Genomic DNA, 15,493 nt, shown 5'->3' with positions numbered 1-15,493 from the left:
GGCGATGACGCTCGCGCTCACCGGCTGCGTGCAGTCCCAGCGCGACTCCGGCACCGACGACAGCGCTGCCCCCGACAGCGACGTCAACTCGACGTTCATCTTCGGCGCCTCCGCCGATCCGTCGGGCCTCGACCCCGCATTCGCCTCCGACGGCGAGACGTTCCGCATCTCCCGCCAGATCTTCGAGGGCCTCGTCGGTGTCGAGCCCGGCACGGCCGACCCCGCGCCGCTGCTCGCGACCGACTGGGAGTCGAACGAGGAGGGCACCTCTTACACGTTCGACCTGCAGGAAGGCGTCACCTTCCACGACGGCACCGAGTTCAACGCCGAGGCCGTCTGCGCCAACTTCGACCGCTGGTACAACTGGACCGGCCTCACGGCGACCGAGAGCCTCTCGTACTACTACGGCTCGCTCTACGGCGGGTTCGCCGGCGACGAGAACGCGCTCTACGAGTCGTGCTCGGCCGACGACGAGCTGACGGCGACCGTCAACCTCACCCGCCCGTTCTCGGGCTTCATCGCCTCGCTCTCGCTGCCCGCCTTCGCGATGCAGAGCCCGACGGCGCTCGAGGAGTACGGCGCCGATGACGTCGGCGGCTCGGAGGAGGCGCCCGAGTACAGCGAGTACGGCGAGGCCCACCCGACCGGCACCGGCCCGTTCGTGTTCGAGTCCTGGTCGCCCGGCAGCGAGGTCGTCCTGCAGGCGAACCCCGACTACTGGGGCGAGCAGGGACAGGTGCAGGAGATCGTCTTCCGCGTGATCGACGACCCGACCGCTCGCCGCCAGGCGCTCGAGTCGGGCGACATCGACGGCTACGACCTCGTCGCTCCCGCCGACACCGCGGCGCTCGACGAGGCCGGCTTCAACGTCATGCAGCGCGACCCGTTCACGATCCTCTACCTCGGCTTCAACCAGCAGATCCCCGAGCTGCAGGACATCCGGGTGCGCCAGGCGATCGCCCACGCGATCGACCGCGAGGCGCTCGTGACGCAGGTGCTCCCCGAGGGCACCGAGGTCGCATCGCAGTTCATCCCGCCGGTCGTCAACGGCTACAACGAGGACGTCACCGACTACGAGTACGACCCGGCCCGTGCGCAGGAGCTGCTCGCGGAGGCCGGCTTCGCCGATGGCCTCTCGCTGCAGTTCAACTACCCGGTCAACGTCTCGCGCCCGTACATGCCCAACCCCGAGCAGATCTTCACGGCGCTGTCGTCGCAGCTCGAGGCGGTCGGCATCACGGTCGAGCCCGTCGCCGACGAGTGGACGGACTACCTCGACCGCATGCGCGGCACGGCCGACCACGGCATCCACCTGCTCGGCTGGACCGGTGACTACAACGACACCGACAACTTCGTCGGCGTCTTCTTCAACGGCTACTCCAACGAGTGGGGCTTCGAGAACGCCGAGCTGTTCGGCGCGCTGACCGAGGCGCGGCAGATCCCGCAGCCGGAGGACGCGACCGAGGCGTACCAGGAGATCAACGAGCAGATCGCCCAGTTCGTGCCGGGCGTCCCGCTCGCGCACCCGGCGCCGTCGCTCGCGTTCGCCGAGCGCGTGACCTCCTACCCGGCCAGCCCCGTCAACGACGAGGTGTTCAACATGATCGAGCTGAGCGAGTAGCCTCGATCGGTCCACCCCGGATGCCGCGGGCCGTCACCGGCCCGCGGCATCCGGCACGAACGGCCCACCCGCGCCGCCCCGCCACGACGGACGACCAGGAGACCTCCACGTGCTGAGAACCATCGGCAAGCGACTGCTGCTGCTGATCCCGACCCTGTTCGGCCTGACCGTGCTGCTGTTCTTCTGGGTGCGCGCGCTGCCCGGCGGGCCCGCGGCCGCGCTGCTCGGCGAGCGCGCGACGCCCGAGGCGATCGAGCGCATCAACGAGGCCTACGGCTTCAACCGGCCGCTGCCGGAGCAGTACATCACCTGGCTCGGGCGCCTGCTGCAGGGCGACTTCGGCAACTCGATCGAGACCCGCCGCCCGGTGCTGGAGGAGTTCGCGAACCGCTTCCCCGCGACCGTCGAGCTCGCGGTCATGGCGCTCGTCATCGCGGTCGGCATCGGCATCCCGCTCGGCTACTGGGCCGCTCGCCACCACGGCCGCTTCATCGACCACATCTCCGTCGCCGGCAGCCTCGTCGGCATCACCATCCCGGTGTTCTTCCTCGCGTTCATCCTCAAGTGGATCTTCGCCGTCCAGCTCGGCTGGCTGCCGTCGACCGGGCGCCAGGACAGGGGAGTGGATGCGACGCACGTGACGGGCTTCTACGTGCTGGACGGGCTCCTCACGGGCGAGCTCGACGCATCCCTCAACGCCATCGTGCACCTGCTGCTGCCGGCGATCGCGCTCGCGACCATCCCGCTCGCGATCATCGTCCGCATCACGCGCGCATCCGTGCTCGAGGTCGTCAACGCCGACTACGTGCGCACGGGCCGCGCGAAGGGCATCGCGCAGTCGACGATCCGCAACCGCTTCGTGCTGCGCAACGCGATGCTGCCGGTCGTCACGACGATCGGCCTGCAGGCCGGCCTGCTCATCTCCGGCGCGGTGCTCACCGAGACGGTGTTCGCCTTCCCCGGCATCGGCGCCTTCCTCGCCGGCGCGATCTTCGCGCGCGACTTCCCGGTGCTGCAGGGCTTCGTGCTCTTCATCGCCCTCTCGTACGCGCTCATCAACCTGCTCGTCGACATCTCCTACTCGTTCATCGACCCGAGGGTGAGGATCCAGTGAGCGCCGCAGAAGCCATCCCGACCCTCCCCACGCCTGAGGGCGGCGACCAGACCCACGCGCGCCGCAGCGGCAGCTTCTGGGGCGACGTCTTCCGCCGGGTGCGCAAGAACCCGGCCGCGTGGGTCGGCGCCGTCGTCGTGCTCGCGTTCATCCTCGTGGCGGTGCTCGCGCCGCTGCTCGCTCCCTACCCGGAGCTCGCGACGCCCGGGCGCGAGTACCTGCGCCCGACGTCGCTGCCGGGCATCGGCGAGATCCAGGAGTTCCCCCTCGGCATCGACCGCTTCGGCGGCGACGTCGTCTCGAAGCTCATCTGGGGCGCGCAGGCGTCGCTCATCATCGGCGTCGTCTCGACGTTCTTCGGCCTCGTCGGCGGCATGGTGCTCGGCGCGATCGCCGGCGCGTTCGGCGGATGGGTCGACACCCTCATCATGCGGATCGTCGACATCCTGCTCTCGGTGCCGCACCTCCTGCTCGCGGTCTCGATCGCGGCGATCCTCGGCCGCACGCCGCTCGCGGTGATGATCGCCATCGGCGTCGCGCAGATCCCGATCTTCGCGCGCCTGCTGCGCTCGTCGATGCTGCAGCAGCGCGAGTCGGACTACGTGCTGGCCGCGCGCACGCTCGGCCTCGGCACGGGCCGCGTCACGATGTCGCACCTGCTGCCGAACTCGGTGGGACCGGTGATCGTGCAGGCGACGCTCACGCTCGCGACGGCGGTCATCGACGCCGCCGCCCTGTCGTTCCTCGGCCTCGGCGGCGGGCGGCCGGAGACGGCCGAGTGGGGCCGCATGCTCACCTACGCGCAAGCGGAGCTCGCGATCGCGCCGCAGCTCGCGTTCCTGCCCGGCATCTGCATCATGATCACCGCGCTCGGCTTCACGCTGCTCGGCGAGGCGCTGCGCGAGGCGATGGACCCCCGCACGCGGAAGCGCTAGCGCCGTTCACGCGTCGGTCGTCTCGATACGGCCCTGCGGGCCTACTCGACGAGCGGGGAACGCTTACCCGGCGGATCGGAACCGACCGGTGCGGCGTCGTCTCGATACGGCCCTGCGGGCCTACTCGACGCGCGGAGTGGGCGCAGCCGGCGCATCGAGACCGCGCTCCGCCCTGCGGGCCTACTCGATGAGCGGAGGTTGGGCCTGCTCGACGAGCGGGCGAGCGGCGTCAGCTCGCGATCTTCAGCTCGTTGCCCGGGATCGAGGCGAGCAGCTTCCGCGTGTACGGGTCGCGCGGGTTCGTGAAGATCTCCTCGCTCGTCGCGGCCTCGACGAGCCTGCCGTTCTGCATGACGGCGACGTAGTCGCTGATGAGCCGCACGACGGCGAGGTCGTGCGAGATGAAGAGGTAGCTGAGGCCGAGCTCCCGCTGCAGGTCGCCGAGCAGCCGCAGGATCTGGTCCTGCACGAGCACGTCGAGCGCCGAGACCGGCTCGTCGCAGACGATCACGTCGGGGGAGAGGGCGAGGGCTCGCGCGATCGCGACGCGCTGCCGCTGGCCGCCCGAGAGCTCCGAGGGGTAGCGGCGCGCCATGTCGGTCGGCAGCGACACCTGGTCGAGCAGCTCCCGCACGCGCTGCTCCCGCTCGCGCTTCGAGCCCTTGCCGTAGAACGACAGCGGCTCCTCGATGATCCGCTCGATCGTGAACATCGGGTTGAGCGACGAGTACGGGTCCTGGAAGACCGGCTGCACGCGCTGCCGGAACTGCTTCTGCTCCTCGCGCGAGAGCGCGAAGACGTCCTTGCCCTCGAAGCGGATCGTGCCGCTCGTCGGCTCGAAGGCCTTCAGCAGCATCCGCGCGGTCGTCGTCTTCCCCGAGCCGGACTCGCCGACGATCGAGACGGTCTTGCCGCGCGGCACCGAGAGCGACACGTCGTCGACGGCCTTGAACGGCTCGCGCCGGCCGCGCACGTGGAACTCCTTCGTCACGTTCTCGAACTCGACGATGACGTCGGGCGTGCCCGACGCATCCGCCCCGCCGTGCGCGATCAGGTCCTCGGGGCGCAGGCGTGCCATCGCGACCGACGGCGCCGCCTTGACGAGGGACTGCGTGTAGGGGTGCTGGGGCGACTCGAGGATCTGCCGCGCGGGGCCCTGCTCGACGACGCGTCCGCGGTGCATGACGACGACGCGCTGCGCGCGCTCCGCCGCGAGGCCGAGGTCGTGCGTGATGAGCAGCACGGCGGTGCCGAGCTCCTGCGTCAACTGGCCGATCTGGTCGAGGATCGTGCGCTGCACCGTGACGTCGAGGGCGCTCGTGGGCTCGTCGGCGATGAGCAGCGCCGGCCGGCACGCGAGGCCGATCGCGATGAGCGCGCGCTGGCGCATGCCGCCCGAGAACTCGTGCGGGTAGGACTTCGCGCGCTCGGCGGCATCGGGGAGCCCCGCGGCCTCGAGCGTCTCGACGACCTTCCGGTCGACGTCCTTGCGATCGGCGAGGCCGTGCGCGAGTAGCGTCTCGGCGACCTGCGAGCCGATGCGGGCGACCGGGTTGAGGTTCGACATCGGATCCTGCGGCACGAGGCCGATGCGACGGCCGCGGATGCTGCGCATCGTCGACTCGCTCGCGCCCACGAGCTCCTCGCCGTCGAGCTTGATGCTGCCGGCGCTCACGCGGCCGTTGCCCTGCAGCAGGCCGATGATCGCCATCGCGGTCGTCGACTTGCCGGAGCCCGACTCGCCGACGATCGCGAGCGTCTCGCCCGCCGCGAGCGACAGGCTCGCCTCATGCACGGCCGTGACCGTGCCGTCCTGGGTCGTGAACTCCACCTTGAGGCCCGAGACCTCCAGCAGCGGCTTCTTCGCGTCGCTCATCCGACCATCTTGCACCGTCGAGGGCCGGTTCGGCGGATCAGCGCACCTTGAGCACGAGCTTGCCGCGCACGTGCCCGCCCTGCAGCTCGGCGAGCGCCTCGTGCACGCGCTCGAGCGGGTAGGCGTGCTGCACCTCGACGCGCACGTCGCCGGCGTCGATCAGGCGCCCGATGATGCCGAGGTTGGAGCCGTCCGACTCGACCTTGACCGACGAGGCGCGCAGGCCCCGCTCGGCCGCGGCCGCGGCGTACTCGGGCCACGAGCCGGTCGGCACGTTGAGGTAGAGCCCGCCGTGCTTGAGCACGTCGAGCGAGCGGGTGCCGGTGTCGTCGGCGACGTTGCCGATGAGGTCGACGACGACGTCGACCTTCTGCAGCGCGTCCTCGAACCGGGCCTGCGTGTAGTCGACGACCTCGTCGGCGCCGAGGCAGCGCGCGAAGTCGACGTTGCGGGTCGAGACGGTCGTCGCGACCGTCGCGCCGAAGTACTTCGCGAACTGCACGGCGAAGTGGCCGACGCCGCCCGCCCCCGCGTGGATGAGGATGCGCTGCCCCGCGCGCGCCTTCGCGATGCGCACGACCGCGTCCCACGCGGTGAGCGCCGCGCACGGCACCGCCGCGGCCTCCTCGAAGCTGAGCGACTCAGGCTTCGGCGCGAGCGCGAGGCTCGGCACGACGACCTGCTCGGCGTAGGTGCCGCGCGTGCGCCAGTGGTTCGCGATGCCGTAGACCGCGTCGCCCGGCTGCAGGTCGTGCGCCTCGTAGGGCGCCTCGGCGACGGTGCCGGCGACGTCGCCGCCCGGCACCCACGGCAGCAGCGGCTCGACCGCCTTCGCCGCGCCCTTGCCGAGCACGGTCTTGAAGTCGATCGGGTTCATGCCCGCGGCGTGCACGTCGACGATCACCTCGGTGCCCAGCTTGAGCGGCGCATCCACCTCGCCGATCTCCACGCCGTCGGTCGGGCCGAACTCCCGCACCAGCACTGCTCGCATGACTGCCCCCTCCAGGTCGCCTCGACGGTACTCCACCCGTATGACGAGCGGATGTCCGGATGACGTCGGGTGACGGCGCTACAGTCGGGACCGTGCCGCCGCACCGCCGCCTGGACGCCGTCGTCGCGACGCTCGCCGTCGCGAGCCTCGTCGCGGGCGCCGCCGTGATCGGCGACGCGCGCGCGATGTACGAGCGCTTCCTCTACATCTCCGAGCTCGGCGCGCAGTACATGCACTCGGCGGGGCAGTTCCAGATCGGCTTCGGGCTCGTGGTCGCCGGGATCCTGCTCGTCGCGGTCGTGGTGCGCGACGTGCGCACGCGGCTCCCGGTGCTGCGGCGCTGGGCGCCGGCCGCCTCGCTCGTCGTCGCGGGCGCGCTGTTCGGCTTCGCGGCGGCCGTGCCGTGCTCGCCGGGCTGCCCGACGCTGCTCGGGCCAGATGCGGAGCTGCGCGACTGGGCGCACATCGTCGCCGCCGTGCTCGCCTTCGCGGCCGGCTGCACCGCGATGCTGCAGTTCGCGACCGCCGACGACCGCTGGGTCGCGCGCCTCTCGATCGTCGGCGGGCTCGCCGTCGGCATCATCGCCGCGACCGGCGGCCTCATCTCGCTCGCGGGCGGCAACACCGATGTCGGCTCGACGCTCGAGTTCGTCGCGGCGGGCATCGGCGTGCTGTGGCTCATCGCGGTGGCGGTCGTGCACTCCCTGCCCGCCAGGCGGGCGGATGCGTCGGGCTCGCCCGCGCGGACGCCCGTCGGCGCCGGGCAGGCAAGGGCGGCGCTGCGCCTCGGCGAGCTCGCGCGCGACTGAGCCGTCACCGGATGCCGACGAGGAAGCTCCCGAGCTGCTCGCGGAACCACGCGAACATCGCGGCCTCGCCGTCGTCGCGCGCGGGCGAGACGAGCATGCGCGCGCCGAGCTCGTCACGCCAGGCCTCGGCGACGTGCAGCGGATGCACGGGATCGCGCTCGCTCGCGAGCACGACCGTCGGGGCCGGGATGCGCAGCTCACCCGGGCGGTAGGCGGCGTTCCGCGGGATCTCGAGCAGGCGGATGCGCCGCTCGGCGGCGAGCGGCTGGGTGAGCTGCGCCTCGAGGCCGCGCGCGTGGGCGAGGGACTCGTGCGCGATCGCGCGCCACGCGCCGGAGCGGTGCAGCTCCGCGAGCGCCCGCCTGGGCCGATGCGACTCGAGCAGTCGGCCGATGACGGGGAAGACCGCGAGGTTGGCGGGCAGCGGCTCGTGCGTGAACGCGGGCCGCACGAGCGCGACCCGGTCGAGCGGGAAGCGGCCGGAGCGCGCGATGCTCGCGGCGAGCGCCGCGCCGAGCGAGACGCCGACGATCGACACGGGCGAGCCGTCGCCGACGCGCGCGAGCTCGTCGCCCACCTCGGCGGCGAGCGCCTCGAGCGCGAAGTCGCCCGGCTCGCCGATGCGCGGGTTCGCCCCGTGCGCCCGCAGGTCGGGCGCCAGCACGCGCACGCCGGGCGGCACGGCGCCCGCGAGGTAGTCGCGCATCGCGCTCGAGTCCGACCCGAGCCCGTGGATCGCGAGGAGCATCAGCGCGCGAGCAGCATCAGCGCGCCAGCAGCTGCAGCAGCTGGTCGGCGCGGTCGACGAGCATCGCGATCTCGTCCTCGTCGCGCTCGACCCACTGGTGGCGCGGTGGCCCGACGGGCACGAAGTCGACGTGCTGCTCCCACACGAAGAGCGTGCGCTCGGCGCCGAGCACGTACTGCTGCCACCAGATCTGCCGCAGGTAGCTCTTCGGGATCTTCTCGAACGGCCGCGAGGTCGTCTTGATCTCGGCGAGCACCGAGCCGTCGTCGCTCACGCAATCGGGGGTCGCGAGGTGGCGGCGGTCCGGCGCGGCGTGGAAGAGCGCATCCGAGGGCAGGAGCGAGAAGTGGTCGTGCACCCAGCGCGCGATGTGCGGCTCGCGAGCCCGGCCGTGGTCGGTGAACGCGTTGCCGCTGAAGCCGCGCAGGCTCGTCTTCTCGCGCGCGACGGCCGTGATCGAGCGCTGGGTGCTGAGCCGCGCGGCGTCGGTCGCGGTCACGCCGCCCGAGCGGGCGCGGAGCCACGCGATGCGGTCGCTCGAGTAGGCGAGGATGCGGCTCGTGTGCGACGCGAGGCGGGCCTCGTCGCCGAAGATGTCGAGCTGCAGGTCCACCCCTCCATCCTCCCACTCCGCGCCCCGCCGGCCGACCAGCGCGCCGCCGTGGTGGGATGTCGGCATGGGCTACCACGACCTCGACGAGGCGATGCAGGTCGAGGCAGGATGCGCGCGAGCTCGACGAGGAGCCGGCTCGAGCGCTCGGGCGCACGATGGCCAGGCTGCACGAGCACGCCGAGCGCTGGCGCCCGCCCGAGGGCTCGAGCCTGCCGCGGCTCGACGCGCCGCTCTTCGGCGACGCCGACCTGCTCTCGAATGCGCCGGGGCTCGAGCCCCGCGAGCGATCCGTGCTCGCGGAGGCGGCCGAACGCGCGGCCGACGCGTTCGAGCGGCTGCACCGCGGCGCCGAGCTCCGCGCCATCCACGCCGATCTCCACGGCGGCAACCTCAAGTGGCACGGCGGTCGGCTCGCGGTCTTCGACTTCGACGACTGCGGCTTCGGGCTGCCGGTGCTCGACCTCGCCATCTCGACCTTCTACCTCCGCGGCGGCGACCCCGCGCCCGAGCGCGCGCTGCTGGCCGGCTACGCGGAGCGCGCGGCGCTCCCGGAGGCATCGGCCGCCGACTTCGAGGCGCTCGTCGCCGCGCGGCAGCTGCTGCTCGCGAACGCGCTGCTCAGCTCGTCGACCGCGAGCCTCCGCGCCCAGTCCCTGGGCTACGTGCGCACGTCGATCGGCCGCCTCGAGCACTGGCTCCGCACGGGCGCGTTCTCGCGCGTCGTGCCGTGACGACGGATGCGTCGAGCCGGGAAAGGAGACGCACAGGGAGCGCATAGACTATGGGGCACCGATGCACAGGGGGATGTGGCGCAATGGGTGGCATGACCGACACCGCTCAGCAGAAGCTGCGGGCGCAGCCCCGCCTCACCCGCCAGGACGGCTCGCCCATCCGCATCGTGGTGGTCGACGACGAGCAGAGCCTCGCCGACCTCGTCGCGATGGGCCTCAAGTACGAGGGCTGGGACGTCAAGACCGCCGCGAACGGCCAGCAGGCCCTGCAGGCGGTGCGCGAGTTCCGCCCCGACGCCGTCGTGCTCGACATCATGCTCCCCGACATCGACGGGCTCACCGTGCTCCAGCGGCTCCGCTCGGCCGGCTTCGACGTGCCCGTGCTGTTCCTCACCGCGAAGGACTCGCTCGACGACCGCGTCGCAGGGCTCACCGCCGGCGGCGACGACTACGTCACGAAGCCGTTCGGCCTCGAGGAGGTCGTCGCGCGCCTCCGCGGCCTCATCCGCCGCACGGCGACGGCCGCCGAGGAGTCGAGCGTGCTCTGGGTCGGCGACCTCATGATGGACGAGGACTCCTACGAGGTGCGCCGCGGCGGCAAGCAGATCGACCTCACGGCGACCGAGTTCGAGCTGCTGCGCTACCTCATGCGCAACCCGCGCCGAGTGCTCTCGAAGGCGCAGATCCTCGACCGCGTCTGGTCGTACGACTTCGGCGGCCGCGCGAGCGTCGTCGAGCTCTACATCTCCTACCTCCGCAAGAAGATCGACACCCTCGGCCCGCCCATGATCCACACGGTGCGCGGCGTCGGCTACCAGCTGCGCGCCGCCGAGTGACGGAGGCCTGCTCGAGGTGAGCCAGTCGGCGCCCGCGTCCGTGGCTCAGCTGGGCAGACGCATCCAGAACCCGTCGTCGTGGTCGCTGCGACGGCGGCTGCTCGTCGTGGTCGTCGCGCTCTTCGCGCTGCTCACCGCGGCGGTCGCGATCGCGAGCGTCATGACGATGCGCGTCGTGCTCGAGACGCGCATCGACGAGCAGCTGCGCGAGTTCTCGGAGCGCACGAGCGTCTCGGTCGCGAGAGCGCTGTCGACCGGCGAGCGGCCGACCGTCGACCCGAGCGCGACGCCCACGGGTGCCCTGCTCGCGATCGAGGAGCAGTCGGGCCAGCTCGGCGACAACTTCATCATGAACCGGCTCGGGCAGCGCTTCGCGCTCTCGGAGCGCGATCAGCGGATGGTGCTCGAGGCTGAGACCGACGTCGTGACGAGCGCGACCCTGCCGAGCTACGGCTCCTACCGCACGGTCGCGACCCAGGTGGGGCAGGTGCGGGTGATCGTCGGGCTGTCGATGGCCGAGGCGAACCAGACGCTCGCCGCGCTCGCGTTCGTCATCGCGGTCGCGGCCGCGGCGGCGCTCGCGCTCGTGCTCGTGCTCGCCGACTCGATCATCCGCCGCGCCCTGCGTCCCCTCACCGCCGTCATCTCGACCGCCGAGCGCATCTCGCAGCTGCCGCTCGCGTCGGGCGACGCGCAGCTGACGAACCGCGTGCACATCGAGGACCCGGCCTCGGAGGTCGACCGGGTGCAGGAGTCGATGAACCGCATGCTCGCGCACATCCAGGAGGCGTTCGACGCGCGGGCGATGAGCGAGCGGCGCGTGCGGCAGTTCGTCGCGGATGCGTCGCACGAGCTGCGCACGCCGCTCGCGGCCGTGCGGGGCTACGCCGAGATCACGCGCAAGCACGACGGCGAGCTGCGGCCCGACAGCCGCGAATCCCTCGAGCGCATCGAGGCCGCGGCGCGCCGCATGCAGGCGCTCGTCGACGACCTGCTGCTGCTCGCGCGGCTCGACGAGGGCCGCGAGCTCGTCCGCGCCGAGGTCGACCTCTCCCTCCTCGTCGTCGAGGCCGTCGCCGACGCGCAGGCCGCCGGCCCCGCGCATCCGATCTCCCTCATGCTCCCCGAGGAGCCGGTCGCCGTGCCCGGCGACGCGCTGCGGCTGCAGCAGGTCGTGGCGAACCTGCTCGCGAACGCCCGCGTGCACACGCCCGAGGGCACGGCGATCGACGTCACGCTCCGCGCCGAGCCGGGGGAGGCGGTGCTCGAGGTCGTCGACGCCGGCCCGGGCATCCCGGAGCAGCAGCAGCGCACCGTCTTCGAGCGCTTCGCGCGCGGCGACCGCTCCCGCTCACGGGAGACCGGGTCGTCGGGGCTCGGGCTCGCGATCGTGCAGGCGCTCGTCGACGCGCACCAGGGCACGATCGCGCTCGAGAGCCGCCCTGGCCGCACGGCGTTCACGGTGCGGCTGCCGCGCATGGAGCCGGCCGATGCGGCGGGCTTGCGCGACGCATCCGTCGTGCCGTAGTCTGATCCCATACCAAAGACCGCTGGTCGTTGGCGCGTGCCCGCAAGGGCGTGCGGCAACCGAAGGCTCGCTCGAGGAGCGTCGTCCCGCGCAGGTGTGAAGTCCCGTCGAGGACCGAGCTCCGTGCGCGTGCGCCGGAGCTCATTTGCATGTTCGGGCCAGGGCAGCCAGCAATGACGCAAGGAGCACCATGGCGAACAAGGAAGCTGCGGTCGCCGAGCTCTCGAACCTCTTCGAGACCTCGAACGCCGTTCTGCTGACCGAGTACCGCGGTCTCACCGTCGGCCAGCTGAAGACGCTGCGCCGATCGATCAGTGAGCACGCGACGTACGCCGTGGTGAAGAACACGCTCACCAAGATCGCTGCCAACAAGGCTGGCATCGACGCGTTCGACGACTCGCTCGTCGGCCCGTCGGCGATCGCATTCGTGCACGGCGACCCGGTCGCCGTCGCGAAGGAGCTGCGTGCCTTCGCCAAGGCGAACCCGGCGCTCGTGGTCAAGAACGGATTCTTCGACGGGAACCCGCTCTCGACCGACGACGTCAACAAGCTCGCCGACCTCGAGTCGCGGGAGGTGCTGCTGGCCAAGCTGGCCGGTGCCTTCAAGGCCTCGCTGTTCGGCGCTGCGTACATGTTCAACGCCCCGCTCGCCCAGGCCGCTCGCGCGGTCGACGCGCTGCGGGTCAAGCAGGAGTCCGCGGCCGAGTAAGGCCCGGTCAGTTCCAGAAACAAGGAGAAGACGATGGCAAAGCTGTCGACTGAAGAGCTGCTCGAGCAGTTCAAGGAGCTCACCCTCATCGAGCTCAGCGAGTTCGTGAAGGCATTCGAGGAGACCTTCGAGGTCACCGCTGCGGCTCCCGTCGCGGTCGCCGCGGCCCCGGCCGCCGGTGGCGCGGGCGCCGAGGAGGAGGCCGAGGAGAAGGACTCGTTCGACGTCGTCCTCGAGGCTGCCGGCTCGGCGAAGATCCAGGTCATCAAGGTCGTCCGTGCGCTGACGTCGCTCGGCCTCGGCGAGGCCAAGGCGCTCGTCGACGGTGCTCCCTCGAACGTGCTCGAGGGCGCGAAGAAGGAGGACGCCGAGAAGGCGAAGGCCGACCTCGAGGAGGCCGGCGCGACGGTGACGCTCAAGTAGCGTTCCCCGCTCCAGCACGAAGGGCCGCATCCGCGAGGGTGCGGCCCTTCGTCGTGCGCGGGATGCTCGCCGGGCGATCGGCGGCTCCGGCTCCCACCTGCCCGGCCGGACCCGCGGGCCGTCAGCGAGCGCCGATAGCGTTGGCTCCATGACCATGATGCGGGGCGGCGGCGGCCGCGTGGCGATGCGCGACGAGGCCGCCCAGCGAGCCGCGAACGCGAGCGCGCCCCGCGTGCCGAACCTGGGCCGACGCATCCTCGCCCTCTTCGCACCCCATCGCGCGCAGATCGCGCTCACGATCGCGCTCGTGCTCATCGTCGCGGCGATCGCCGTCTTCCCGCCGCTGCTGACGCAGCGGGTCTTCGACGAGGCGCTCTTCCCCGTCGACGGCTCGGGACCCGACCTGCAGCTGCTCTGGGTGCTCGTCGGCGTCATGGTCGCGCTGTGGGTCTCGTCGAGCCTGCTCGGCATCTGGCAGACGCTCATCACCTCGAAGGTCGGCAACCGGGTGATGGGGCAGCTGCGCGTGTCGCTGTTCGACAAGCTGCAGAGCATGGAGCTCGCGTTCTTCACGCGCACGAAGACGGGCGTCATCCAGTCGCGCCTGCAGAACGACGTCGGGGGCGTCGCGAGCGTGCTCTCGAACACGGTCTCGTCGGTCGTCGGCAACACCGTCACCGTCATCGCGAGCCTCGTGACGATGCTCATCCTGTCGTGGCAGCTGACGGTCATGGCGGTGCTGCTCACCCCGGTGCTCGTGCTGCTGCAGCGCCGCGTCGGGCAGGTGCGCGCGCGCATCGCGACCCAGACGCAGGAGTCGCTGAGCGAGATGACCGCCATCACGCAGGAGGCGCTCTCGGTCTCGGGGATCCTGCTCGCGAAGGCGTTCGGCCGGCAGCGCGACGAGTCGCGGCGCTACCAGGATGAGAACGACCGCCAGGTGGGCCTGCAGGTGCGCCTCACCATGAGCGGCCAGACGTTCTTCGCGCTCGTCTCGATCTTCATCTCGGTGCTGCCCGCGGTCGTCTACGTGCTCGCCGGCTACCTCATCGTCGGCGGCGACACCGGCATCACCGCCGGCACGCTCGTCGCCTTCACCACGGTGCAGTCGCGGCTCCTCATGCCGCTCATGGGGCTCCTGCGCGTCGGCCTCGACCTGCAGACCTCCGGCGCGCTCTTCGCCCGCATCTTCGAGTACCTCGACCTGCAGCCGGCGATCACGCCGCCCGCGACGCCGAAGCCGATCGAGCCCGCGCGGCTCGGCGAGGTCGAGTTCGACGACGTGCGCTTCCGCTACCCGGACGCGAAGGCCGACGAGCCGAACACGCTCGACGGCATCTCGTTCTCGCTCGAGCCCGGCACCTTCGCCGCGTTCGTCGGCCCCTCCGGCGCCGGCAAGACGACGATCGGCTACCTGCTGCCGCGCCTGCACGAGGTCACCGGGGGAGCGGTGCGCTTCGCCGGCACCGACGTGCGCGAGATCGACCCGGCGGTGCTCACCGACAACATCGGTATCGTGAGCCAGGAGCCCTACCTCTTCCACGCATCCATCGCCGAGAACCTCCGCTACGCCAAGCCCGACGCGACCGAGGAGGAGCTCGACGCCGCGACGCGCGCCGCGAGCATCTACGACACGATCCACCGCTTCCCCGACGGCTACGACACGATCGTCGGCGAGCGCGGCTACCGGCTCTCGGGCGGCGAGAAGCAGCGCATCGCGATCGCGCGCGTGCTGCTGAAGGACCCGGCGGTGCTCGTGCTCGACGAGGCGACGAGCGCGCTCGACACCGTCTCGGAGCGGGTCGTGCAGGCCGCGCTCGACGAGGCCGCGCGCGGCCGCACGACGCTCGCGATCGCGCACCGGCTCTCGACCATCCGGCACGCCGACGTCATCTTCGTCATCGACCGCGGGCGGATCGTCGAGCGGGGCACGCACGAGGCGCTGCTCGAGGCGGGCGGCACCTACGCGACGCTCTTCGCGCAGCAGTCGACGCACGCGTAGCCGGCGTCGGTGACGCCGCGCGCGACGGGTGCGCATCCGCGCGCGGGGTGGCGGCATTCCAGCACCCCCGCGGCGGGGGCGCACCCGCTGGTGCGGGGCCGGGCGCGTCTGGCGGAGGGGTCAGGCGGATGCGTCGAGGTCGACCCCGTCTGGGTCCGGCAGGTCGGCGATCGCCTCCCGCCACCGCCGCTCGAGCTCGGCCATGTCGGCGGCGTAGTCCGCGTAGCGACAGCCGAGGCCGTTGGGCTTGAGCTCGATGCCCTCCTCCGCCCAGATCGACCGCGCCGCATCATGGTGGTCGCCGCCGATGTCGCCCGCGTGGGACGTGATCCGCCACCACGGCACGCCGGAGCCGTAGTGTCGCATGATCGAGCCGACCTGCCGCGGGCCGATGCCGCAGATGGCGGCGATCGCGCCGTAGGAGGCGACGCGACCAGGCGGCACGAGCTCGACGCAGCGCAGCACTCGCTCGATGATGAGCTCGCGGCGGGCGTCCATGCGGCCATCCTGCCGCACCCTGACCCGCCCCTCTTGTCTTCATTCCTTGACAGCAACCG

15 protein-coding genes are annotated in these 15,493 nt (G+C 71.8%); 10 read left to right on the top strand and 5 right to left on the bottom strand.

The features are described 5' to 3' along the window. Positions 1 to 4: 4 nt before the first annotated feature. The 3 genes from JQT67_RS09150 (at position 5) to JQT67_RS09140 (ending at position 3,670) form a co-directional block, all read left to right on the top strand. Complete coding sequence (locus JQT67_RS09150; RefSeq protein ID WP_208064527.1) at positions 5 to 1,621, top strand: ABC transporter substrate-binding protein; 1,617 nt, start codon at positions 5 to 7, stop codon at positions 1,619 to 1,621. A 109-nt stretch (positions 1,622 to 1,730) separates the two neighbouring features. Continuing rightward, on the top strand, positions 1,731 to 2,735 hold the full coding sequence (locus JQT67_RS09145; RefSeq protein ID WP_208064401.1) for an ABC transporter permease: 1,005 nt from the start codon (positions 1,731 to 1,733) through the stop codon (positions 2,733 to 2,735). Between the two features lie 14 nt (positions 2,736 to 2,749). Next, a complete protein-coding gene (locus tag JQT67_RS09140; RefSeq protein ID WP_307864295.1) occupies positions 2,750 to 3,670 on the top strand; it encodes an ABC transporter permease in 921 nt (306 codons plus the stop codon). 229 nt (positions 3,671 to 3,899) lie between these two features. On the opposite strand, the gene JQT67_RS09135 is transcribed toward JQT67_RS09140, so the two are convergent. Beyond that, positions 3,900 to 5,546 (bottom strand): ABC transporter ATP-binding protein, encoded by a 1,647-nt coding sequence (locus JQT67_RS09135; RefSeq protein ID WP_208064399.1) that lies wholly within the window; start codon positions 5,544 to 5,546, stop codon positions 3,900 to 3,902. A gap of 37 nt (positions 5,547 to 5,583) precedes the next feature. After that, the gene (locus JQT67_RS09130) at positions 5,584 to 6,537 is read right to left on the bottom strand and encodes an NADP-dependent oxidoreductase (protein ID WP_208064398.1); all 954 of its coding nucleotides are present in this window, start codon (positions 6,535 to 6,537) and stop codon (positions 5,584 to 5,586) included. 92 nt (positions 6,538 to 6,629) lie between these two features. On the opposite strand from JQT67_RS09130, the gene JQT67_RS09125 reads away from it, so the two are divergent. Beyond that, positions 6,630 to 7,346, top strand: a complete 717-nt coding sequence (locus JQT67_RS09125) for a DUF998 domain-containing protein (RefSeq protein ID WP_208064397.1) — start codon at positions 6,630 to 6,632, stop codon at positions 7,344 to 7,346. Between the two features lie 4 nt (positions 7,347 to 7,350). Here JQT67_RS09125 and JQT67_RS09120 read toward each other — a convergent pair whose 3' ends face one another. After that, positions 7,351 to 8,094 (bottom strand): alpha/beta fold hydrolase, encoded by a 744-nt coding sequence (locus JQT67_RS09120; protein ID WP_208064396.1) that lies wholly within the window; start codon positions 8,092 to 8,094, stop codon positions 7,351 to 7,353. 16 nt (positions 8,095 to 8,110) lie between these two features. Next, positions 8,111 to 8,707, bottom strand: a complete 597-nt coding sequence (locus JQT67_RS09115; RefSeq protein ID WP_021009789.1) for a YqaJ viral recombinase family protein — start codon at positions 8,705 to 8,707, stop codon at positions 8,111 to 8,113. Between the two features lie 56 nt (positions 8,708 to 8,763). Here JQT67_RS09115 and JQT67_RS09110 point away from each other — a divergent pair, with 56 nt between their 5' ends. From JQT67_RS09110 to JQT67_RS09085, 6 genes are all read left to right on the top strand, one after another. Beyond that, entirely contained in the window at positions 8,764 to 9,438 is a 675-nt protein-coding gene (locus JQT67_RS09110) for a phosphotransferase enzyme family protein (protein ID WP_208064395.1), read from the top strand. A 92-nt stretch (positions 9,439 to 9,530) separates the two neighbouring features. Beyond that, entirely contained in the window at positions 9,531 to 10,274 is a 744-nt protein-coding gene (locus JQT67_RS09105; protein WP_026372621.1) for a response regulator transcription factor, read from the top strand. Between the two features lie 40 nt (positions 10,275 to 10,314). Then, the gene (locus JQT67_RS09100; RefSeq protein ID WP_208064394.1) at positions 10,315 to 11,802 is read left to right on the top strand and encodes a cell wall metabolism sensor histidine kinase WalK; all 1,488 of its coding nucleotides are present in this window, start codon (positions 10,315 to 10,317) and stop codon (positions 11,800 to 11,802) included. Positions 11,803 to 11,992: 190 nt separating this feature from the next. Then, the gene (gene rplJ / locus JQT67_RS09095) at positions 11,993 to 12,511 is read left to right on the top strand and encodes a 50S ribosomal protein L10 (RefSeq protein WP_021009793.1); all 519 of its coding nucleotides are present in this window, start codon (positions 11,993 to 11,995) and stop codon (positions 12,509 to 12,511) included. 33 nt (positions 12,512 to 12,544) lie between these two features. Next, complete coding sequence (gene rplL, locus JQT67_RS09090; protein ID WP_021009794.1) at positions 12,545 to 12,934, top strand: 50S ribosomal protein L7/L12; 390 nt, start codon at positions 12,545 to 12,547, stop codon at positions 12,932 to 12,934. 157 nt (positions 12,935 to 13,091) lie between these two features. Then, positions 13,092 to 14,936: an ABC transporter ATP-binding protein gene (locus JQT67_RS09085; protein WP_374222129.1), complete on the top strand. Its 1,845-nt coding sequence runs from the start codon at positions 13,092 to 13,094 to the stop codon at positions 14,934 to 14,936. 120 nt (positions 14,937 to 15,056) lie between these two features. On the opposite strand, the gene JQT67_RS09080 is transcribed toward JQT67_RS09085, so the two are convergent. After that, entirely contained in the window at positions 15,057 to 15,434 is a 378-nt protein-coding gene (locus JQT67_RS09080; RefSeq protein WP_208064392.1) for an MGMT family protein, read from the bottom strand. Positions 15,435 to 15,493 lie beyond the last annotated feature (59 nt).

This window comes from Agrococcus sp. TF02-05 (assembly GCF_017565345.1).
In the GTDB taxonomy this organism is placed as follows: domain Bacteria; phylum Actinomycetota; class Actinomycetes; order Actinomycetales; family Microbacteriaceae; genus Agrococcus; species Agrococcus pavilionensis.
The sequence above is the reverse complement of the archived record's forward strand: the minus strand, read 5'-3'. Positions and strand labels throughout refer to the sequence as shown.